General features: G+C 55.7%; 19 protein-coding genes. 8 read left to right on the top strand and 11 right to left on the bottom strand.

Translation table 11 applies throughout. The annotated features are described in order from the left end of the window. Positions 1-18: 18 nt before the first annotated feature. The 7 genes from ACZ5BW_RS14365 to ACZ5BW_RS14335 form a co-directional block, all read right to left on the bottom strand. The gene (locus tag ACZ5BW_RS14365; protein ID WP_464541143.1) at positions 19-345 is read right to left on the bottom strand and encodes a c-type cytochrome; all 327 of its coding nucleotides are present in this window, start codon (positions 343-345) and stop codon (positions 19-21) included. Positions 346-373: 28 nt separating this feature from the next. Next, positions 374-703 (bottom strand): c-type cytochrome, encoded by a 330-nt coding sequence (locus tag ACZ5BW_RS14360; RefSeq protein ID WP_107762605.1) that lies wholly within the window; start codon positions 701-703, stop codon positions 374-376. Positions 704-792: 89 nt separating this feature from the next. Further along, a complete protein-coding gene (locus ACZ5BW_RS14355; RefSeq protein ID WP_464541141.1) occupies positions 793-2,715 on the bottom strand; it encodes an ATP-binding cassette domain-containing protein in 1,923 nt (640 codons plus the stop codon). Positions 2,716-2,815: 100 nt separating this feature from the next. Beyond that, positions 2,816-3,379 carry an inorganic diphosphatase gene (locus ACZ5BW_RS14350; protein ID WP_464541139.1) on the bottom strand — a complete coding sequence of 188 codons (564 nt, stop codon included), beginning with the start codon at positions 3,377-3,379 and terminating at the stop codon, positions 2,816-2,818. A 22-nt stretch (positions 3,380-3,401) separates the two neighbouring features. Continuing rightward, a complete protein-coding gene (locus ACZ5BW_RS14345; RefSeq protein WP_112893176.1) occupies positions 3,402-4,238 on the bottom strand; it encodes an HlyC/CorC family transporter in 837 nt (278 codons plus the stop codon). A gap of 64 nt (positions 4,239-4,302) precedes the next feature. After that, positions 4,303-4,872 (bottom strand): rRNA maturation RNase YbeY, encoded by a 570-nt coding sequence (gene ybeY, locus ACZ5BW_RS14340; RefSeq protein WP_464541137.1) that lies wholly within the window; start codon positions 4,870-4,872, stop codon positions 4,303-4,305. Next, positions 4,856-5,827, bottom strand: coding sequence for a PhoH family protein (locus ACZ5BW_RS14335; protein ID WP_464541135.1), 972 nt, complete (start codon positions 5,825-5,827; stop codon positions 4,856-4,858). Before ACZ5BW_RS14335 ends, ybeY begins: the two co-directional genes overlap by 17 nt. Before the next feature lie 223 nt (positions 5,828-6,050). Between ACZ5BW_RS14335 and ACZ5BW_RS14330 the strand changes: the two genes are divergently transcribed. Continuing rightward, positions 6,051-9,407: a response regulator gene (locus ACZ5BW_RS14330; protein ID WP_464541132.1), complete on the top strand. Its 3,357-nt coding sequence runs from the start codon at positions 6,051-6,053 to the stop codon at positions 9,405-9,407. Beyond that, positions 9,404-10,318 carry a GGDEF domain-containing response regulator gene (locus tag ACZ5BW_RS14325; RefSeq protein WP_464541130.1) on the top strand — a complete coding sequence of 305 codons (915 nt, stop codon included), beginning with the start codon at positions 9,404-9,406 and terminating at the stop codon, positions 10,316-10,318. Before ACZ5BW_RS14330 ends, ACZ5BW_RS14325 begins: the two co-directional genes overlap by 4 nt. Positions 10,319-10,365: 47 nt before the next feature. Here ACZ5BW_RS14325 and miaB read toward each other — a convergent pair whose 3' ends face one another. Both miaB and ppc read right to left on the bottom strand, forming a co-directional pair. Continuing rightward, entirely contained in the window at positions 10,366-11,718 is a 1,353-nt protein-coding gene (gene miaB / locus ACZ5BW_RS14320; RefSeq protein ID WP_464541128.1) for a tRNA (N6-isopentenyl adenosine(37)-C2)-methylthiotransferase MiaB, read from the bottom strand. Positions 11,719-11,805: 87 nt separating this feature from the next. Further along, positions 11,806-14,619: a phosphoenolpyruvate carboxylase gene (ppc, locus tag ACZ5BW_RS14315; protein ID WP_464541126.1), complete on the bottom strand. Its 2,814-nt coding sequence runs from the start codon at positions 14,617-14,619 to the stop codon at positions 11,806-11,808. Positions 14,620-14,753: 134 nt separating this feature from the next. On the opposite strand from ppc, the gene hemC reads away from it, so the two are divergent. The 4 genes from hemC (at position 14,754) to ACZ5BW_RS14295 (ending at position 18,820) form a co-directional block, all read left to right on the top strand. After that, positions 14,754-15,719 carry a hydroxymethylbilane synthase gene (gene hemC, locus ACZ5BW_RS14310; RefSeq protein WP_464541124.1) on the top strand — a complete coding sequence of 322 codons (966 nt, stop codon included), beginning with the start codon at positions 14,754-14,756 and terminating at the stop codon, positions 15,717-15,719. Further along, on the top strand, positions 15,716-16,498 hold the full coding sequence (locus ACZ5BW_RS14305) for a uroporphyrinogen-III synthase (protein WP_464541122.1): 783 nt from the start codon (positions 15,716-15,718) through the stop codon (positions 16,496-16,498). The genes hemC and ACZ5BW_RS14305 overlap by 4 nt, the downstream gene beginning before the upstream one ends. Before the next feature lie 67 nt (positions 16,499-16,565). Next, positions 16,566-17,609, top strand: a complete 1,044-nt coding sequence (locus tag ACZ5BW_RS14300; protein ID WP_464541120.1) for a uroporphyrinogen-III C-methyltransferase — start codon at positions 16,566-16,568, stop codon at positions 17,607-17,609. Further along, positions 17,606-18,820, top strand: a complete 1,215-nt coding sequence (locus tag ACZ5BW_RS14295) for a heme biosynthesis HemY N-terminal domain-containing protein (RefSeq protein ID WP_464541118.1) — start codon at positions 17,606-17,608, stop codon at positions 18,818-18,820. The genes ACZ5BW_RS14300 and ACZ5BW_RS14295 overlap by 4 nt, the downstream gene beginning before the upstream one ends. 92 nt (positions 18,821-18,912) lie before the next feature. Here the strand turns inward: ACZ5BW_RS14295 and ACZ5BW_RS14290 are convergent, their stop codons facing one another. Beyond that, on the bottom strand, positions 18,913-19,962 hold the full coding sequence (locus ACZ5BW_RS14290; protein WP_464541115.1) for a CDP-6-deoxy-delta-3,4-glucoseen reductase: 1,050 nt from the start codon (positions 19,960-19,962) through the stop codon (positions 18,913-18,915). Between the two features lie 54 nt (positions 19,963-20,016). Here ACZ5BW_RS14290 and ACZ5BW_RS14285 point away from each other — a divergent pair, with 54 nt between their 5' ends. Then, entirely contained in the window at positions 20,017-20,910 is an 894-nt protein-coding gene (locus ACZ5BW_RS14285) for an SDR family oxidoreductase (RefSeq protein WP_464541113.1), read from the top strand. Between the two features lie 36 nt (positions 20,911-20,946). On the opposite strand, the gene ACZ5BW_RS14280 is transcribed toward ACZ5BW_RS14285, so the two are convergent. After that, the gene (locus tag ACZ5BW_RS14280) at positions 20,947-21,417 is read right to left on the bottom strand and encodes an RNA-guided endonuclease InsQ/TnpB family protein (protein WP_464543722.1); all 471 of its coding nucleotides are present in this window, start codon (positions 21,415-21,417) and stop codon (positions 20,947-20,949) included. Between the two features lie 208 nt (positions 21,418-21,625). On the opposite strand from ACZ5BW_RS14280, the gene cutA reads away from it, so the two are divergent. Continuing rightward, the gene (cutA, locus tag ACZ5BW_RS14275) at positions 21,626-21,991 is read left to right on the top strand and encodes a divalent-cation tolerance protein CutA (RefSeq protein WP_464541111.1); all 366 of its coding nucleotides are present in this window, start codon (positions 21,626-21,628) and stop codon (positions 21,989-21,991) included. The last annotated feature ends 9 nt before the right edge of the window (positions 21,992-22,000 follow it).

The raw sequence follows: 22,000 nt of genomic DNA, 5'->3' as shown, positions 1-22,000 counted from the left end.
GACTTTCAGAGATTCCAATCAATACTTCGTTTTGAGGCCTTTCTGAGTAGCAAAGTAAGCAGCCACGTTTTCGATGTCTTCCTTGCTCAGGGCTGCTGCCATGCCCGCCATCACCGGGTCTTGTCGAACGCCCGATTTATATTCATTCAAGGTTTTTGCGAGGTAACTCGCATGTTGTCCGGCCAGTACCGGAAACGCCGGAGCAGGACTATTACCGTCCGGACCGTGACAGGCGGCGCACACCTCGGCCGCTTTTTTCTTTCCCGCTTCTATATCCGTTGCCATTCCCTGGCCGGAAATCAGCATTAAGGCTGCGCTTGCAGCGCCAATAATAAGATATTTCATGAGGCTTTCCTTGCTTGGTCAGTGGTTGTTATTTGCCAGCGCCGGCATAGTACGCGGCCAGATCTTCCATATCCTGTTGAGACAGCGTGGCTGCTATCCCCTTCATGCTGGGGTGATTACGTGCGCCCGTCTTGTATGCTTGCAGGGCTTTTACGAGGTATTCGGCATGCTGACCGCCGAGTCTCGGCACGTGATATACGGTGGGATAGGATGTCCGGTACCCTTCTATTCCATGACAGCCGATGCACATGGTGTTTTTCTGCTTTCCTGCCTCGGGATTGCCCGCCGCCTGGGCCGTGCCCGCCAACGCGAGAAGCAATCCGCATGCAAGTAAACTGACTATTGCAGGTCTTTTCATTATCAGTCCCTCTTTACAAAAAGAGCGACTCTAAACGATGTACCATTTCTGGTCAATGAATAAAACGCCAGTATAACGGGAACTTACCGTTATTTTTTCTGTCCTGCGGCAGAGCTTTTCGCTTCGAGTTCTTCCCATCGGGAAAGATAGTTCGTCAACTCCTCTTCAATCGCGGTAAAACGCCGCTGTAAAACAGCAGCTTTTTCCGGTGAATCGCGGTAGATATCCGAGAAGCATAACTGACGGGTAACCTCCGCCTGCTCCTTCTCCAGGAGTTCGATTCTTCCAGGCAATTCCTCAAGTTCGCGGGTTTCCTTATAACCCAGTTTAACGGAAGGGGTGGATACCTGTGTTTTAAGGGGCACCGGTTGAGATGGTTTAGGAGCCGATTGTTTGACCGCCACCTTCTGAAAACTTCTGGCGCGTACCCAATCCTCATAACCGCCAACGTATTCCCGCAATATGCCGTCTCCTTCGAAGGCTATTACCTGGGTTACCACGTTGTCGAGAAATTCGCGATCGTGGCTTACCAGGAACAGAGTCCCCGAGTAGCTTTGCAGCAGCGCTTCGAGTAGTTCCAGTGTTTCGATATCAAGATCGTTGGTTGGCTCGTCCAGAACCAGTACGTTCGCGGGGCGGGTGAACAATCTCGCCAGCAACAATCGGTTGCGTTCGCCGCCGGAGAGCGATCTCACTGGCGAGCGCGCCCGCTGCGGAGCGAACAGGAAATCTTCCAGGTAGCTGATGACATGCTTTCTGGCACCCCCAATATCGATAAAATCCGAACCCTGACTGATCGTATCGATCAGCGTTTCTTCTTCATCGAGTTGCTCGCGCATCTGATCGAAATAGGCAACGGCTACTTTCGTGCCCAGTCGGATACTGCCACTGTCGGGCTGCAATTCGCCCAGTATCAGCTTGAGCAGCGTGGATTTTCCTGCGCCGTTAGGCCCGAGCAGTCCCACGCGGTCTCCACGCATGATCCGGCATGAAAAATCCTTGATTATCGCTTTGCTCCCATAGCTTTTGCTGACATGCTCCAGTTCAGCCACCATCTGCCCGGATTTAATGCCTTCTTCCAGGCTTAAGCTAACCTTTCCCGCCTGCTCGCGCCGGGCAGCTCGCTGCTGTCGCAGTGCTTCGAGCCGTCGTACCCGGCCTTCGTTGCGCGTGCAGCGTGCCTGCACCCCCTTGCGTATCCATACTTCTTCCTGCGCCAGCACCTTATCGAACTTCTGGTTATGGGTTGCCTCGATTTCGAGCATTTCCATCTTCTTCTGCTGGTATTCGGAGAAATCTCCCGGAAAGCTCGTCAGCTTGCCTCGGTCGAGTTCAATGATGCGCGTCGTCACATTACTGAGGAAGCGACGGTCGTGGGTGACGAATACGACACTTCCCCCAAAATCCTTGAGCAATCCTTCCAGCCATTCGATTGCAAGAAAATCCAGATGGTTGGTGGGTTCATCCAGCAACAGCACCTCGGGCGATATCACCAGCGCACGCGCCAGCGCTACCCTTTTTTTTTGTCCACCGGAAAGCTGTCCGACTGGCGCATCGGCAGGAAGGTTAAGCTTGTCGATAGCCGTTTCCACTTTCGCCTGGATACGCCAGCCATCCTGAGCTTCCAGCTCGGCCTGCAGTTTCTCCAGGCGCAACAGAAGAGCGTCTGTGTCATCTGCACTATCGCCCAGGAGGTGAGATGCTTCGTGGTACTGGATCAGTACCTGGCTGACCGAACCCAGCCCCTTGGATACTTCCTGAAACACGGTGAGATTGGCGTCCAGTTCCGGTTCCTGCGCGACATAAGCCAGTTTCAGTCCCGATGCATACCACACTCTGCCATCGTCAGGCTGGGCCTCACCTGCCAGCACGCGCAGCAGGCTCGACTTGCCCCCGCCGTTCCGACCGATGAGCCCGATGCGCTCACCGGAATCAAGCTGTAGATCCACCTGGTCGAGCAAGGCATGATGACCGAAGGCCAGACTCGTTTTTTCAAGCGTGAGCAGGGGCATAAGGGGAAATAAGGGGAAAAATGGCAAACAGGGTAATTTATAAGGGGCGCAATTCTGCCACGTTCATACCGGCTTGGCAAAATCAGCAAGAGATCTGCGATCAGCTGGGTGAGGGTGTCCGCGAGGAGCTGCCACGGGGCCGTGCCCGTGCTATCGCCTGAGCCGCATCACGCCACCCTTCGCACGCGTTTCGTCCTAAGCGGCCTCGCACCACATTGAGCAATCCTTTGCATTTTGCATAGAACCGAAAAAATCGCAGTACTTTCTGGCGCTGCAATAGGTCCGGTGGCAAGTCGCTACAGATAAGCTTGTCATCCAGCATGCCGTGATCCACCATGCGAACGGCGCCCCAGGCCTTTGCCTGCACGCGGGTGCCAGCGGGCAAACGGGGACCGAGCACCAGTGCATCCAGGAGATCGCCATCGAGACCGAGGTAGTCCGGGAGTGAACCGTAGTTGAACGGGCACGGCAGGGGTGAGATAAAATCCACTTTTCCGGTGGAGCCGCGTTTGATAAAGCTGCCGCGAGGAACTTCGATGACCACTTCCACCACCGGTGGTTCACGGTGCATCTCGTTGACCAGACTTCCATCCGGGTTTGTAGCGCCCCCTTCAGGGTTGTCCTGCGCTTCGGACTTATTCCTGCCCGGTCTGATCTCAATCATTTTTTTTAAACCCTGGCGCACCCTATTGCTCGACCTGGCCGTTGCTTCTTTCCACCAGCAGCGTATGCAATCTGCGGCTGTCCGCGCGAAGCACCGTGAACTTGAACCCCCCGACAATGACTGATTCGCCCCGTTTCGGCAGACGTCCAAATTCGTGCAGTACCAGACCTCCGATCGTATCATAGTCGGATTCGTTTAATTCCGTTCCAAGCCTTTCATTGAAATCCGCGATCTCGGTAATCGCCTTGACCCGGTAATGGCCGCTCGGCGTCTGCACAATGTTGTCTTCCACCTCATCGAAATCATGTTCGTCCTCGATATCGCCGACAATCTGCTCCAGCACGTCTTCGATCGTCAGCAATCCTGCAACGCCTCCATACTCGTCCACGACGATTGCGATGTGATTGCGATTGGTACGAAAGTCGCGAAGCAGGACATTGAGGCGCTTGGATTCAGGAATAAATACCACCGGCCGCAACATGTCGCGCACGTCAAACTCTTCCTCTGCCGCGTAATACCGCAGCAGGTCCTTTGCCAGCAATATACCGATAACATTGTTTTTGTCATTTTCGGTAACCGGAAAACGCGAATGCGCTTTCTCGATCACGTCGGGGATGAATTTCTCGGGCGGATCGCTGATGTCGATGACATCCATCTGCGAGCGGGGAACCATGATGTCGCGTGCCTGGATCTCTGATACCTGTATTACACCTTCTATCATGCTCAACGCATCGGAATCGAATAAATTGCGTTCGTACGCGGCGTGCAGCAGGGCCATCAATTGGGCCCGATTTCCTGGCTCACGCAGGAGCATGCCGCTTATGCGCTCCAGCCAGCCAGGTTGGGGAGGGTCATCCATATGCAAAAGTTAACATAGCCATAAAATTGTATTCATTGAAATCTCGTGGTCAGCTGTCTTCGCGTTAACCGCAATCAACCGCTTCAGCCGGCTGATATCCCGCATACGGATCTTCATATCCCAGCCGTGCAAGAATCCGGGTTTCCATTTCCTCCATTTCTTCGGCTTCCGCCTCTTCCTGATGATCATAGCCCTGCAGATGCAGGACCCCATGCACTGTCAGGTGCGCGTAATGCGCCATCATATCCTTTTGCTGCTGACCTGCTTCATTTTCCACTATCGGCGCGCAGAGTACGATATCGCCAGCCAGAGGGTGAGCATCTTGCTTTTCCCCGAGCGGAACATCCGGATCAGCGTGCGCATTACCGTAAACGAAAGTCAGGACATTAGTTGCATAATCCTTGCTGCGAAAATCCCGATTGAGGCGGCGGCCCTCCGCTTCGTCCACGATGCGTAATGCGATTTCCGCATCATGCACCAGAGCCGCTTTGACCCATTTACGAAGCAAGGCTCTGGGAGGAAGCGGCTCTCGTGTGGAAGTCGCATACTGGACAGTTATTTTCAATGTCGCCGGTTTCGGGCTAGCGTACTCCCCGCTATCAGGAGTGCCGGGGGAACTACTCCTTTCTTTCATATTTCTCATATGCGTTGACAATTCTTTGCACCAGCGGATGTCGCACCACATCCTCTGCATCGAACCGCGTAAACGCGATGCCCCGTACTTTTTCAAGAACCTGCTGGGCTTCCACCAGGCCGCTTTTCTGATGTTTTGCAAGGTCAATCTGCGTGACGTCCCCTGTCACCACGGCCTTGGAGCCAAAACCGATGCGGGTCAGGAACATTTTCATCTGTTCGGGTGTGGTATTCTGTGCTTCGTCCAGAATGATGAAAGACTGGTTCAGCGTTCGTCCGCGCATGAACGCGAGCGGCGCCACCTCGATTGCGTTCCGTTCAAACTGTTTGCTGGTTTTATCGAACCCCATCAGATCGTAGAGCGCATCGTAGAGGGGACGCAAATAAGGGTCCACTTTCTGCACCAGGTCGCCCGGTAAAAAACCCAAGCGTTCGCCTGCTTCCACCGCCGGCCGCACCAGGATGATACGCGCCACGATATCCCGCTCGAGTGCGTCCACTGCGCTTGCAACCGCAAGGTACGTCTTCCCGGTGCCTGCGGGGCCGATGGAAAAGGTAATGTCATGTGTCTGGATCTGGTGCAGATACTCCACCTGCCGGGATGTGCGCCCGCGCAAATCGCTGCGCCGCGTATACAGGGCGGGCTCCGTTATTTCCTTGTCATCTGGCCCCTGTTTTTTCAGGTGATGGGGATTCATCGCCTCGATCAGGCCCAATTGAATCTGTTCGATGCCGAGATGATGGTGTGCCTGATCGTAGAAGTTCTGCAGAGCTTCCGCGGCAAGTGAAGCCTGGGCGGATTTCCCGCGGATACTGAAATGTTCTCCCCGCCTTGCAATCGCGACATCAAGCACCGTCTCGATCTGCCTGAGGTTTTCATCCAGCACGCCACACAAGTTCGCCAGACGCTGATTGTCAGCGGGGGAAAAGGAAATTTCTACAGGTTTGGGCTTCAATGGCGCGGTAAAGCGACACAATATGGAGGTGAGGTCTTAATTCTGGCAGCGACCGACCTTCTTTGCAACTCATCCTATTCAGGAAAGGTCGAAATCGCTTTTCCTATTGGCTGACCTCTCCGCTCCGGCAGGGAAATGGGGAAGGAGAAGGCGGCGCAAGCCCACCTCATTCAGGGCTGGAATTGCCAATTCCAGCCGGGACCAATGATGCGAAAGGAGATCGATGACAATTCATAAAATGAGTCATATTTTTTACCTCGTAACCGGGGTGCTTGTTTCCCTGCTTACCCTGTTTGTTGCGCTTCGTTTCTTCGAGCTTCGGAAACTGAATGATGCCGAAAATGTGCGCTATGCCGCCTTCCTTGCCGTGGATGAGTTGCGCCAATCTTCCGACGACTTGACACGCACGGCGCGTGCCTATGTCGCCACAGGCAGCCCAAAGTTTGAGCAAATCTACTTCGATATATTGGCCATCCGCAACGGCGACAAGGAACGCCCGCTGCATTACGAGCGCGGCCACTGGGATCTGATCCTCGGTCATCTGAACCCGGACTCCGCGCCAGGGCGCAGGATTTCCTTGAGATCGCAAATAAAGAAACTCGGATTTACGGCGACTGAGCTTGCAAAACTCACGAAAGCCGAAAATCGCTCAAACCAGCTGGCGGAACGAGAGTACCAGGCATTCAATGCAATGAAAGGGCTATTTCAGGATTCAGCCGGAGAATTCAACGTGAAGGGCGCTCCTGACGCCGCCTTGGCCAGCAGCCTGCTGCATAATGAGAGCTACCATACGGCCAAGGCTGAGATCATGCGTTTGTTGAACGAGTTTCATGAATTGCTCGACAAGCGTACCCGCAATACCACGGCCCTCGCTCAAAACCGCGCCAATCTCTACATATCCGGCGTGTTTTTCATGCTTGCCTTTCTCATGGCCTGGTTCGCCTTTTCGTATCGTGTCGTGCGTCGGAAGGTGCAAAATCTTGCATGGCTCGAAGATAAAGCCAGGAATATCGGAGAGGCGAGCAGCTCGCCCGGTTTCTACATTGACTCGAACGACGAGATAGGCAGCCTTTCCCGCGCCTTCATCGTAGCTCAGACTGAACGTGATCGCTATTTTGATCAGTCTCTCAACTTTCTTGCGATTTCCGGGTTCGATAATCGTTTCAAGCGGGTGAATACAGCCTGGACCAAAGTTTTTGGCTATTCGGAGGAAGAACTGCTGTCCAAACCTTTTATGGACCTTGTCTTCTCCGGTTCACGCGCAGATACGACGGCAGAGCTGGACAAGCTCGTCATGGGTAGCAATGTTTCCTTTGAAAGCCAGATGCGCTGCAAGGATGGCTCCTTCCGCTGGGTCTTGTGGAATATAGCTGCTGCGCAGGATGTCCGGGAATTCTACTTTTCGGGCCAGGATATCACCGCAAGGAAGAATATCGAGAGAGAGCTCCAGAATGCCCGAAAAGCGGCAGAGGCTGCCAACCGGGCCAAAAGCGAGTTTCTGGCAAATATGAGTCATGAGATCCGCACACCGATGAATGGTGTGCTTGGCGCAGTCGGGCTCCTTTTGAACACTGCGCTAACCCCATCACAGCGCGAGCTGGCGGGACTGGCGCGCGCGAGTGGCGAGACACTGCTTTCCATAATAAATGATATTCTCGATTTCTCCAAAATCGAGGCCGGTAAACTCGTTATTTCACCGATTCCTTTTGATCTGCTTCAGGCCGTTGAAGAGGTGGCTAGCATGGTTGCCATGCAGCCAGCAAGAAAGGCAAATGTGAATGTAATAGTACGTTACCTGCCGAATGTGCCGCGTTATGTATTCGGCGACCTGGCACGCATTCGCCAGGTACTGATAAACTTGACCAACAATGCAATCAAGTTTACAGACAAGGGCCACGTACTCATCGATGTAGAAGCCGAGGCTCTCAGTGAAGATGAAGTATCACTCCGCATCAGCATCGAAGATAGCGGACTGGGAATCGCGCCGGATAAGCTGCAAAGTATCTTCGACAAATTCATGCAGGCAGATGCCTCTACCACGCGGCGTTATGGAGGAACAGGCCTGGGACTGGCTATCAGCAAGCAGCTAGTTCAATTAATGGGCGGTACCATTGCTGCGAAGAGCCGCGTGGGCGCTGGATCGACGTTCTGGTTTACGCTACCTTTGGCCTTGCAGAAAGAGTCGCCGGGGGGTGTCAGCTCGCCCGTGGACCTGGCGCGTGTTCGGGTGTTGATTGTGGATGATAACTCGGCCAATCGCCTGGTGCTGCAAGAGCAGCTCCGCAGCTGGAGGATGCGTATCGGCAGCTGCGCGTCCGGGGCAGAAGCCTTGCGGGCTCTGCACACATCTCACGCCTCCGGCGATCCCTACAGGATTGCGATCCTCGATCATCAGATGCCGGATATGGACGGAGAAATGCTGGGCCGGACCATCAAGGCGGATCCATTGCTCCGCAGTATTCATCTGGTGATGTTGAGTTCCCTGGGACAAGAAGGCGATCTCAGAGAGCGGCTTCAAAAGATCGGCTTCGCTGCCTATCTGGTCAAGCCGCCGCGGCAATCGGAATTGCTGTCGACTCTGGTAAATATCTGGAACGCGCAACGCCATCAGCGAACTATAAATCTCGTCAGTCAGCCTTTCTTCCCGGCGAATCCCGAGATGCAGGCCGCCGATGGCGCGGATTGTCTGTTTGCCGGTACACGCGTACTGCTTGCTGAGGATAATGCTACCAATCAGATCGTCGGAGCGATGATATTGCGCAATCTGGGCTGTCTGGTGGATGTTGCCGCTAATGGCCGCGAAGCGATGGAGATGGTGGATGCATTCCTCTATGATATGCTGTTTATGGATTGCGAGATGCCAGAGATGGATGGTTTTGAAGCCACTGCCGCACTTCGCCGCCGCTCCGACAGCAAATCGCGGCTTCCCGTCATTGCGGTAACGGCACAGGCCATGCAGGGTGATCGAGAACGTTGTCTGCGCGCAGGCATGGACGATTACATCAGCAAACCGGTAAAGCTGGAGGACTTTGCGGCAGCGTTGAAGCGCTGGATGCCGGGCAGGGAACAGGGGCAGAAAAATGAAACACCTCCCGCGGCAAGGCATGAAAAGTCGATGCCAGACAGCACCCCGAATCATTCTCCACCGACAGTCTCTTCCTCCCTGCCAGTTTCTTCATCCCTTTCGATGTCTTCCGCATCCTCTGCATTGAATGCGGAAGTCGTTGCGAGACTTCGATCGCTCGCGGAAGCGACGGACCCATCCTTGATTACCCAGATATTCACATCGTTCCTGAGCGATGGGGCGGAGCGCATCGATGCGCTGAAGGAGGCCCTGGCAGGAAGAAACATGGAGTTTCTGTACAAGACTGCTCATGCCATCAAAGGCGCGAGCGCCAATATCGGTGCGCATTCCATGGCAGATATGGCTCAAAAGCTGGAGCTTGCAGGCAAAGCCGGCGACATGGCTGGAGCAGTCACTTTGATTGAGCAAATTGAAATGGAATTTGGACGCGTGCAGCATGAAATTACGCAGTCAGATCCCCATTGCGTATTGCTGCCGGATGCAACTCGATCATGAAGATACTTATTGCCGAAGACGACACGACCTCGCGCCTGTTGTTTGCCGCCACCCTCAGGAAACTGGGGCATACCGTAACGGCAGTAGAGGATGGGCGTAAGGCATGGGAAGCCTGGCAAAAGGGTGAATATCCGCTACTCATCTCTGACTGGATGATGCCTGATATCGATGGCCTGCAATTATGCAGAATGATCCGCAGCGAACCGGGCCTGCAATATACCTACATCATCCTTCTTACGGCGCTGGACAGCAAGGGCAGCTATCTCGAAGGCATGGACGCAGGGGCGGATGATTTCATTACCAAACCGTTCGATGAAGAACAACTGGCAGCCCGGCTGCGGGTCGCTGAACGAATCCTTGGCCTGCATCAAAAGCTACATATCCAGGCCACGCGTGATTATCTCACGGGCGTATGGAACCGGGCCTCCATCATGGATTATCTGCAGAAGGAGTTGAAGCGGGGAGCGCGGCAGGATATCTGCACGAGCGTGATGATTGCGGATCTCGATCACTTCAAGCGAATCAACGATACTTATGGGCATCCAACCGGTGACGAAGTACTGCAGGAGGCAGCACGGCGCATGTCAGGTGTATTGCGGGGTTATGACCGGATCGGACGCTATGGAGGCGAGGAATTTCTCATTACAGCATCGGGTTGTGACTGGAGCGAGGCCATGGCTCTGGGCGAAAGAATCTGTAGCTCCATCAGCAGCGCGCCTGTCAACAGCCGTGCAGGACGAATTGACATGACTGTGAGCGTAGGTATCGCGACGGGTTGCGGACAGGTCGATGATACAGGTGAGCTTATCGCAGCCGCCGATCAAGCTCTCTATCAAGCAAAAGAGGCCGGGCGTAATCGGGTTGAATTGTCAAGGCTGACGACCGAATCAAGACCCAGGACATGGCGTTGAAAAGTTGTCGCCTCCGACTCTCAAGGAACCGCTATCGACTGGGCTCTCTACTGGAGCGCCATATCGGCTCTTACGATCTGGCCGCGTAGAGTGTGGGACAGGGCCGTGGTGATTTTCAGATCTGCAAATTTTCCTATCATTTCGGGATGGCCGGAAAAATTGACCACGCGGTTGTTATCGGTGCGCCCGCTCAATTCGCCGGGATCTTTTCTGGACAAGCCCTCTACCAGAACGCGTTGTATTGTCCCGACCATCCTGACGCTGATCGCCTGCGCCTGCAGCTCCACTTTTTCCTGCAACCGCTGCAGCCGCTCCAGTTTGACCTGATGCGGCGTGGTATCTTCCAATTCGGCTGCCGGGGTCCCCGGACGGGAACTGTAAATAAAGCTGAAGGAGCCATCGAAGTTCACCGCTTCAATCAGTTTCATCGTTGCTTCGAAGTCTGCTTCGGTTTCCCCAGGAAATCCGACAATGAAATCAGAGGTAATCGAAATATCCGGTCGGGCAGCACGCAACCGGCGAATGATCGATTTGTATTCCAGCGAAGTGTAGCCTCGCTTCATCGCTGCCAGGATGCGATCCGAACCGGACTGAACCGGCAAATGCACGTGACTCACCAGCTTGGGAGAAGTCTTGTAAGCCTCGATGAGGCGGGGTGTGAATTCCCTGGGGTGAGAGGTGGTATAACGGATGCGTTCGATACCCGGGATTTCATGGAGATATTCCAGCAGCAGCGCAAAGTCGGCTAATTCGTCCTCTTCCGCATATTGCATTCTGCCGCGGTAGGCGTTGACGTTTTGCCCCAGCAGGGTTACTTCCTTGACACCGAGATCTGCCAGACTCGCGATTTCCGTCAGGATATCGTCGAGCGGACGTGAAATTTCCTCGCCGCGCGTATAAGGAACCACGCAAAAGCTGCAATACTTGCTGCACCCTTCCATAATGGATACGAAGGCGGTGACGCCCTCCGTGCGTGCCGGCGGCAGATGATCGAATTTCTCGATCTCGGGAAAGGAGATATCCACCTGCGGCCGGCCCGTAATCTGGCGCGTCGAAATCATCTGCGGCAGCCGGTGCAGCGTCTGCGGACCAAACACCAAGTCTACATAGGGCGCGCGTTTGACGATCTCCGCCCCCTCCTGGCTGGCCACGCATCCGCCCACGCCTATCAGCAGACCGGGATTGGCCGCCTTGAGATGTCTTACGCGTCCAAGGTCATGAAACACCTTTTCCTGCGCTTTCTCCCGTACCGAGCAGGTATTGAAAAGAATTACGTCCGCTTCAGCGGGATCATCCGTTTTTTCCATGTGCTGCGCAGTCCGCAGCACGTCCGCCATCTTTTCCGAGTCATACTCGTTCATCTGGCAGCCAAATGTTTTGATATAAAGTTTTTTTGCCACGACCTTACTTGCTGTTTCAGCAAATCATAATGAGCCGAAGCACTTTGGAAGTGCCCGGACGATATCGCCCCTGCCTGGAGTTACCCGTTACCCGCTGTTCCTCAGTCCGGCGGCAACTCCATTGATAGTAAGCTGGATGGCGCGTGTTACCGCATCTGTGGCATCCCCGGACCGGTAGCGACGCAACAGCTCCACCTGCAAATGATTGAGCGGATCGATATAAGGGGTACGGTTGCGAATGCTGCGCGCAAGCGTGGGATTATCCTGCAACAATTCAGTGCGGCCAGTCACTGCAAAAAGCCATTTCACACTGAGTTCCCACTCTTTTTGTATCCGACCGAAAACTTCGCGCCGCAGTTCCACATCCGTAACCAGTTCAGCGTAGCGCGAAGCAATACCTATGTCAGTTTTGGCCAGTACCATGTCCATGTTCGACAGCAATGTCTGCAGGAACGGCCAGGCCTGATACATTTTCTGCAGGAGTCCCAGTCCGTTGTCGCCCCTGCCCTCGCGCTGCACGAACATTTCCACGGCTGTGCCGAAACCATACCAGCCGGTAATCATCGCGCGGTTGACACCCCAGCTGAACGTCCATGGAATGGCGCGCAAATCCTCTATCAGGTCGGATTTTTTGCGGGAGGGAGGGCGGCTGCCGATATTGAGTCCCGCAATTTCCTTTATCGGGGTCGATTCCTGAAAATACCGGTTAAATCCAGGCGTTTCGTATACCAGGCTGCGATAAGCCCGCAGGGCATCGCCTGCCAGCACTTCCATGACCCCATAATATTCATCTGCGCACTGTCCGAGCGTATCATGGCTCAGCAGCGTCGCCTCGATGGTTGCTGCGACCAGCGTTTCCAGATTACGTCGCCCTATCTCCGGATCGGAATATTTGCTGCCGATGACTTCGCCCTGCTCGGTGATGCGTATCTGCCCGTTGACGCTGCCCGGCGGCTGCGCCAGTATTGCCTGGTAGCTGGGACCCCCGCCGCGGCCAACCGTGCCGCCGCGTCCATGAAACAGCCGCAGCTCGACTTTGTGCTTGGCAAAGACCTTCGTGAGTTCGGTTTCGGCCTTGTAGAGCTCCCAGTTGGCCGCGAGGAATCCGCCATCCTTGTTGCTATCGGAGTAGCCGAGCATCACCTCCTGAACGTCATTGCGCGAATCCACCAGCTTGCGGTAATAGGGTATCGAGAACAGTTCGTCCATGATGCGGGGACAGCCACGCAGGTCGGCGATGGTTTCGAACAATGGAACAATATTGACATGCAGATGCGGCTTTTCTCCTGCCCGCAGCAGCCCTACCTCCTTCAACAGCAGCGCAACTTCCAGGATGTCGGATATGCTATCGGCCTTGGAAATGACGTAATTGGGTAATGCTGCCGGACCGAAGCGACGATGAATTTCAGCCGCCGTCTCCATGATATGCAATTCACCCTCGGCAAGCTCCGAATAGTCGAGGTAAGGCGAGCGCAGGAGGCGCGGGCTGCTGATCTCAGCCAGGAGGCAGCGCACGCGTTCCGCTTCCGGCAGGTCTGAATAGCCTTTCAGGCTGGCGCCGCGCTCGAACAGTTCGGCCACGACCTGCTCATGAATATGGCTGTGCTGGCGCGTATCCAGCGGTGCGAGATGAAAACCGAATACCTCAGCCGCCCGCCGCAGGTGGCGCAAATCACCCCGCGCCAGTAACTCCGACTTATGCCGTTCGAGCGAATGGATGACGATGTCGAGATCGCGAACGAATTCCATGCTGTCAGCGTAAGGCTCCGCCGGCCCGACCGGACGCCGTTGCCTGATTGCATGACCAAGCCCCATGCTGGTCGCAGCGAGGCGCGCGTAAATGCCGATCAGGGCGCGTCGATAAGGCTCGTCAGCACGACTCGGCGCCCGATCGGGCGAAGCCGCAGCCAGCGCCGCCAGGGCATCGTCCACGTCGACCAAGCGCTCCGTCAGGCTTAATCGGCGCCCGATCTGGTGGACCTCGCCCATGTAAAAATCCAGTGCCAGAGCGGATTGCCGCTCGGCGGCGTGCAGCAGCACCTCATGAGTAACGAAGGGATTGCCGTCGCGGTCGCCGCCTATCCAGCTGCCAATACGAAGAAACGGAGGAATACGGGGGGCTTTATCGCCCATCCGGCGTTCAAGCAGATCTTCGATTTCCGCATACAGATGCGGCACTTCTGTAAGAAAAGTGTAGTGATAATAGGCCAGGCCATTTTTGATTTCGTCATATACGGACAGGCGCGCCGAGCGCAGCATGCGAGTCTGCCATAATATCTGAATGGCGGTTCGCAACCCCTCTTCGTTCTTGCTCAGCTCATCGGGAGTGAGCTGCACCCGATCGCGCTCGTTCAACAGTCGAGCAATTCCCAACTGGCAATCAAGTATGCTTCTCCGCTGCACTTCCGTCGGATGGGCCGTCAGCACCGGCGAAACGAGGGCTTTGGCAAAGAACCGGCCAAGGGCCGCGCTGCTTGTGTCGTTGGATAAAACCAGGTCGAGCGCGCGCGCCACACTGCCCGCCTGCGGTTGAGACCGAGCTAAAAGGTGGCTGCGCCGCCGGCGGTTGTGATGCATATCCTCGGCGATGTTCGATAGCTGCGAGAACTGGCTGAACGCGCGAACCACCGCTTCGGTAGCCTTGTTGCTCAGCTGGTTGAGCAACCTGTCCAGTTCCTGCCGCGCCTTCGGATCCTGGTCGCGGCGAAACCGAATCGCGGTTTGCCGGATATTTTCCACCAGGTCAAAAGTAGGTTCGCCCTCCTGTTCACGCAGAGTGTCGCCCAGCATGCGCCCGAGCAGGCGGATGTCCTCCCGCAGAGGGTCATCCTTCGGCTCCTTGTCATCGATGTGATTAGGATTAGTATCCATACTTTCGCTTTGGGAAGCGACCGATCCCATAAACAACCTCTTCTCTGGAAGATGCGGACTCATGCCCTAAGTACTTCAGTTCAGTACTTCAGTCCGGCTTTGACGTCCGCCATGGTAAAATAAGTGCCAGCAGGATTTCCAAACTTTTGTTTATTTTAATAGGAATGCCTAATTCATTCACACCCAATAAAATAGTTATCGCGACCCGGGAAAGCACCCTTGCACTGTGGCAGGCCAATTTCATCCGGGATCGACTGGCAGAATTATACCCGCAAACGGAATTTCAAATATCTGGAATGACGACCCGTGGCGATCAGATTCTTGATGTGACGCTATCCAAAATCGGCGGAAAAGGTTTGTTCATCAAAGAACTGGAACAGGCGCTGGAGGAGGGGCGCGCCGACATCGCCGTGCATTCGATGAAGGATGTGCCGATGGATATGCCTCCCGGATTCACGCTGGCAGCGATCACGGAGCGTGAAGATCCACGGGATGCGTTTGTCTCCAACAAGTACGCGACGCTGGATGCGCTTCCGCCGGGGAGCGTGGTGGGAACTTCCAGTCTTCGGCGCGAAAGCCAGTTGCGCGCCCACTTTCCTCATTTGCAGGTGCAGCCGCTGCGTGGCAACGTCCAGACGCGTTTGCGCAAGCTGGATGAGGGCCGGTTCGCAGGGATCATTCTGGCGGCAGCGGGATTGAAACGGCTGGGACTTGCCGATCGCATCACGGCCCTGTTAAGCCCCGATCTCAGTCTGCCCGCAGTGGGGCAGGGCGCTTTGGGCATTGAGTGCCGTGCGGATCGCGCCGATCTGATCAAGCTCATGGAACCGCTGCATCATATTCCCACTGCTCGCTGCGTCGAGGCCGAGCGCGCCATGAGTCGCGCACTGGGTGGCAGTTGCGAGGTGCCGCTGGGAGGCTTCGCCGAAATCAGCGGGGGCGTGCTGAGGCTGCGCGGATTTGTCGCCAGCCAGGATGGAATACGCATGATAAGCGATGAATTGAACGGGAATCCCGATGATTGCGCCTCGATGGGAGCGCAGCTGGCAAAGAACCTGAAGGCAAAGGGTGCGGAAGAGATTCTGGTAGCGCTGGAATCGAAAGCGGTTGAACCCGTGAGCCATCCGTGAGCAAGCCGCTGACCGGGACCCATATCCTGGTCACGCGTCCTTCCCATCAGGCGGGCGAGCTTGCTGAGAAAATACGAGCAGCAGGCGGAGAACCCTACCTGTTTTCGGTCCTGGAGATTCAGGATATCTCCGACCCGCGCCCATTGCTCGAATTGGTCGAGCGACTGGACGAATTCTATCTGGCAATTTTTGTCAGTCCCAATGCCGTCAATAAGGCGATGAGCGTTATATGCGCGAAGCGCGCATTGCCGCTCGATCTCAAGATTGCGACAGTCGGTCAGGGCACTGCCAGAACGCTGCAGCGATTCGGGGTGAGCGGAGTAATCGTGCCTGCGGTGCGATTCGACAGCGAAGCCTTGCTCGATATGGCAGAATTGAATCGCATCAATGTAGCGGGCAAGCGAATCATCATTTTTCGGGGCGACAACGGTCGCGAACTGCTGGGGGAAACGCTGAGGAAACGCGGCGCTTTTGTCGAATACGCGGAGTGCTACCGCCGGATACGGCCGAAAGCGGAAATTGCACCGCTTCTCGCAGCCTGGACGCGTGGTGAGATGAACGCGGTTACCGTTACCAGCAGTGAAGGGCTGCGCAATTTATGGGAAATGATGGGAGATTCAGGCAGAACATGGCTTGAAAACACACCCTTGTTCGTTTCTCATGAACGTATCGCGGGGGTGGCACGGAAACTGGGATTTAACCGCGTGATTGTTACCGCTACCGGAGACGATGGGCTGGTGGCGGATTTGCAGGATTATTTTTCCGGGCACATCGGGTGAAAGGTGACGGCAAAGGTGACAGCGGCGAAGGGCGACCACACAATTTTGCCCCTACGCAATCGTGAGCGTGGAAACCCGGCCTGCTGATATCGATCGACCGCAGAAAGCGGCGGCGAGATGGCTTGCGCGCACCAATCCCCTGCTGGTTTTTGCTTTGATTCTGATCCTGGTTTTCGCCTGGCAATGGTACGACACGCGCAGTGAAATCGCAGGGCTGCGGCATGAGCTGGCAAGACGGCTGGCGGAGGCAGATACTTCAGGCAAGGAGGCGCGCAATACTGCAGCTGATGCAGTCGAAGCGGGACGCCGTGCGGAAACAAAGCTCGACCTCCTTGAAGACAAACTGGCTGAATCGCAGAGCCAGCAGGTTGCCCTGGAAGCGCTTTACCAGGAACTTACGCGAAGCCGCGATGAAGCAATGCTGGAAGAAGTGGAGCAGTTGCTGCTTATCGCCAACCAGCAACTGCAACTGGCAAGCAACGTCAAATCCGCACTGATCGCAATGCAGGAGGCGGATAGCCGGCTCCAGCGCACTGAGCGCCCGCAACTGGCTTCTTTGCGAAAAACCATTGCAAAGGATATGGATCTGCTGAAATCGGTGCCGTATGTCGACATCGCAGAAATCAGCATGCGCCTGGATAATCTTGTCGCCTCCGTCGATACGCTGCCCCTGGCGATGGAGTTTCGACCCCCTGAGAGTACCTCGCCCCCATCTCCCGTTCCCGTCTCCGAAAATGTATGGCTGCGCTTTCTGCATCAAGTGTGGGAGGACTTTAAGCGGCTGGTGCGGATACAGCATATGGACAGCCCGGATGTCGCCCTGCTGTCGCCATCGCAAGCGTATTTCCTGCGCGAGAATTTGAAGTTGCGGCTGTTATCCGCGCGGTATGCGCTGCTTGCGCACAACGGACCCAGCTTCAAGGCTGACCTCGATGCATCCAGGGAGCAGATCAGGCGTTATTACGACACTCAAGCACAACCCGTCGTCGATTTTCGGGAAGCATTGCAGCAATTGGGCGAGACTGATATCGGCGCTGAGTTGCCGCGCATTTCGGCAAGTCTCGATGCGGTACGTAACTACAGGCTGACGCGTGACCGGGGAAACAGGTGAAGGGGGCGCTCTGGCTTCTGGCCCTGTTCATGATTGCCGTGGCGGTTACCATCGCTGCCACCTATAACAGCGGCTACGTGCTGATTGTTGCCCCACCTTATCGTATAGAGCTGTCGCTCAATCTGCTGGTGCTATTGCTGCTGGTCGTCATTTCGATGGGTTACCTGGGAATGCGGCTTATTGCATTTACCGCTCGGCTGCCTGCCGAACTGAGTGAATTTCGCACTCGCAGGCGCAGGGAAAAGGCCTTGGAAGGAACGCTGGATGGCCTCAAGGCGTTTTTCGAGCGGCATTATGCGAAGGCGGAGAAATCCGCGGCCGCCGCCCTGAAAATGGAGGATTCCGCTGCTTTCAGCGCCATCAATGCCATCGTTGCCGCGCGCTCGGCCCATGGATTGCGAAATTATTCCCGCCGCGACGAGTTCATTGCCCAGGCCGAAACCAGTGCGCCGCAAGAAGTGGCATTACGGCTGATGACACAGGCTGAATTGCTTCTGGACGAACATCGGCCCGAAGAAGCGCTCAAGCTGCTGCACCACCTGCCCTCCGGCGAGTTGCGTCGGCATACCGGTGCGCTGAAGCTGGAGCTGGAAGCCCAGCAGAACGTCGGAAACTGGGATGTCGTGCTGGAACTGCTCAGCCAGTTGGAACAGCGCGATGGTCCTGAGGCCAGCCTCATAAAACAACTGAGGTGCAGAGCACATATAGAGAATCTCAGAAGCAGAATGTTGAATCCGGGGAGGCTGAAGGAGTATTGGGAGGGCCTGTCTCCGTCGGAAAAAAAGGATGGCAAAGTCGCTGCTGTTGCCGCGCGTGGGTTTTCTGCAACAGGAGACTGCGCCATGGTTCATCATCTGGTCGAGCAGAGCCTGGAGAGCCAATGGGATTCGGAATTGGCAAAGCTCTATGCGGAATGCATCGGCAGTGATCCCTTGCGGCAGATAGAACGTGCCGAGGCATGGCTTGAAGTGCATCCCAGTGATGCATCCCTGCTGCTTGCTCTGGGAAAGCTCTGCGTCCATGCGGAACTGTGGGGCAAGGCTCAGAGCTATCTTGAAGCGAGCCTCTCGCTCAAACCGGGATATGCGGCGCACCTCGCGTTGGGACAGCTGAATGAAAAGCTCGGGCAGCCCGAACTGGCAAGGGAGCACTACGGCAAGGGATTGGAACTGGCTGTAAGGCAGCTGGAAACGGCTGTAATGGCCGAATAATGCGGATTGAATAGTGCCGGAAGCCGTTCAGCTTGGTTCCATTCCCGATGCCGCTTTTGAGAGTTGGGAAGAGAGGCGCAAGGAAGAAAACGTCAGGTTTTTGCCGGACTTGCTGAAGTGGTTGAAGTGGTGAATGCGTCCGAAAAGAATTCTTCTTCCGGAAGGCCGCGCAAGCGCGTGAAATCCCTGTGAGCAGCCTCGACCATTGCCGGCGTGCCGCAAGCATACACCTGATAGCCGCTGAGATCGTCGAAATCCTGCAGCACAGCCTGATGCACCAGGCCGGTCCTTCCGTTCCAGTTATCAGAGGGCAGCGGCTCGGATAGCACGGGAATAAAAGTAAAATTGTCATGTTCCTGTTGCCAGCTTCCTGCCAGTTCGGGTGCATACAAGTCAGCTCTGGTGCGGTTTCCCCAATAGAGCACGATCTGCCGCTCATGGCCGCGGGGACTGCGCCCGTGAAATACATGCTCGAGGATGCTCTTGACCGGTGCAAATCCTGTGCCGCTGGCGACAAAGATGATCGGTTTATCCGAGTCTTCGCGCAGGAAGAAGGTGCCGAGCGGCCCTTCAAAGCGGAGAATATCCCTCTCCTTCATCTGCATGAACACATGCTCGGCGAACGCCCCGCCCGGATAATTACGCACATGCAACTGAAGCAGTTCATCGTCATGTGGGGCGTTGGCCAGTGAAAAACTGCGGCGCTTGCCGTTTTTCATCAGGATGTCGATATACTGCCCCGCCAGGAATTGCAGCCGTTCGTTGGTGGGAAGCTTGAGGGAGATGATCATCACATCGGGGGCGACCCGTTCGAGCTTCTGCACCCGGCATGGAAGGGTTTTGATCTTGATGTCCTTTATGGCGCTGATTTCGCGGCATTCAATGACGAGTTCAGAGAGGGGTACCGCCCGGCAAAACAGTGCCATTCCGGCCTGTTTTTCCGTTTCTGTCAACGCGCTCTCGTTATAGCTGCCGAAATCCACTGTTCCCTGTATGATTTTGCCCTTGCAGGTTCCGCAGGCGCCGTTGCGGCAGCCGTAGGGGAGTGGAAAACCTTCCCGGAGCGCGGCCTGGAGAATAGTCTCGCCGGGCTGGGCGAAAAAGCTGTGCCCGCTCGGCTGGATGGTAATTTGATGGGACATGATTACGATTACGAATGATCCAGCAAAAATAAAAATGGAATGTCGGCAAGTAACATGAAAACGATAAAGCGAACACTCTTGATCGTGGGTTGCGGTGATATCGCCCTCCGTGCGGCTCCCCTGCTGCTAGCGCATTACCGTTTGCTGGGCCTGTACCGGAAGCCTGAGCAATGGGCTTCGTTGCGTTCGCTGGGGATTACGCCCGTGTCCGGTGATCTTGACATACCCGACAGTCTTGACAAACTGGCAGGCGCAGCAGATGCCGTTTTACACCTTGCTCCGCCGCCTGTCCGAGGTCGTACTGACACCCGTACCGCGCATCTCCTGGCGGCCTTGACAAGGCGGCCAAAAATGAAGCGCACAATGTTACCACAACGCTTTATCTACATCAGTACCAGCGGGGTATATGGGGATTGCAAGGGGGCTCTGGTAAACGAGACGCGCGCGATCAACCCTCTGACGGAACGTGCAGTGCGCAGGGTGGATGCGGAAAGGCGTGTCCGCAACTGGGGCCTGCGCAATGGCGTGAGTGTTTCGATTCTTCGTGTTCCCGGGATTTATGCCGGCGATCGCCTACCGCTCGCACGCCTGCGTGAGGGGGCGCCAGTGCTGGCGTCGGAAGACGATGGCTATACCAATCATATTCATGCCGACGATTTAGCGCGCATCGTTGTTGCTGCGCTCCGATATGCGCGGCCCGGCAGGGTCTACCATGCGTGCGATGATTCAAACCTGAAAATGGGCGAATATTTTGATCTGGTAGCGGACCGTTTTGCTTTGCCGCGTCCTTCACGCGTTCCCCGTGCCGAAGCAGAAGGTCGTATCGCACCCGGCATGCTCTCATTCATGCAGGAGTCGCGACGGCTGACCAATATGCGGATCAAGCAGGAGTTGCGCGTACATCTGCGCTATCCTACGGTCGCAGAGTGCTTGAGCGCAGCAAGATAGACTTTGACATCCTCCCCGACCTGAAGGCGGAGATTCCTACAGCGCGCTCAGTGCAGCACGCTGCACTGAATCGCTTCGGTGGGTTCCTGCTGCTGGCGACCTTGCCGCATCGCTCACTTCACAGGCGAACCGGGCGTGTCCCGCCCTTAGAATATTGATCGCGCCTACCACATCGGCGTTTTCTGTGAGCCTGCATTCCACACACGCGAATCGCGCTTGCGTCCGACGGTTGTCCGCCGACACATGGCCACAACACGGACAGGTGCGACTCGTGTTCTGCGGTGGCACCCCGATGAGCCAGCCGCCGTTCCACGCCAGCTTGTAGTCCAGTTGGCGGCGGAATTCAAACCAGCCTTGATCGAGGATGGACTTGTTCAGGCCAGACTTGGCCCGAACGTTTCTGCCCGGTGCATCTGCCGTGCCTGCCGCCGACCTGGACAGGTTCCGCACCCGCAAGTCCTCGATGCACACCATCGCGTGGTTCTGGCTGATCGTGGTCTTGTGCAGGTAGTCGCGGCGAGCGTTGCCGATACGGGCATGGATGCGCTGGATGCGGGCTTTAGCTCGAATTTATAGGCCTGGAGTCGTTGCATGCCTCAAATTATAAACCTGGATGGCCGCTTCCAGCGTCCGCGCTATCCATCTCCCCTATGAATGGAGGAGCTTTCCGCGCAAATCCGGGTAAAATAGGTCCATTTTAGATGGGAGCAAACAGATGCCCCAACCGCTCCAACCCCCCACCGATCCGGAAACGGGATACATACTCGTCATTACCGGCCTCCCCGACAAGGCGCAGGCAGCCTCGCTGGCGCACAAGCTGATCGAAGAGCGGTTGGCCGCGTGCGTCAACATACAGGGCGAGTGTACTTCCATCTACCGCTGGCAAGGCAGAATGGAAAGCGGGGTCGAGGTACCGGTCTTTATTAAAACAGTTGCGCAGCATTATTCTTCGGTGGAGCGCCTGATAAAGTCCATGCACCCCTACGAACTCCCTGAAATCATTGCTGTCCCAATAAGCAGCGGATTGCCCGCATATCTGCATTGGATTTCCGGCGAAACGTCGAGTCCGGATAAAAATTGAAGAGAATCT

This window comes from Nitrosospira sp. TNL300, from assembly GCF_055385915.1.
This window is presented reverse-complemented; position numbering and strand designations above follow the sequence as displayed.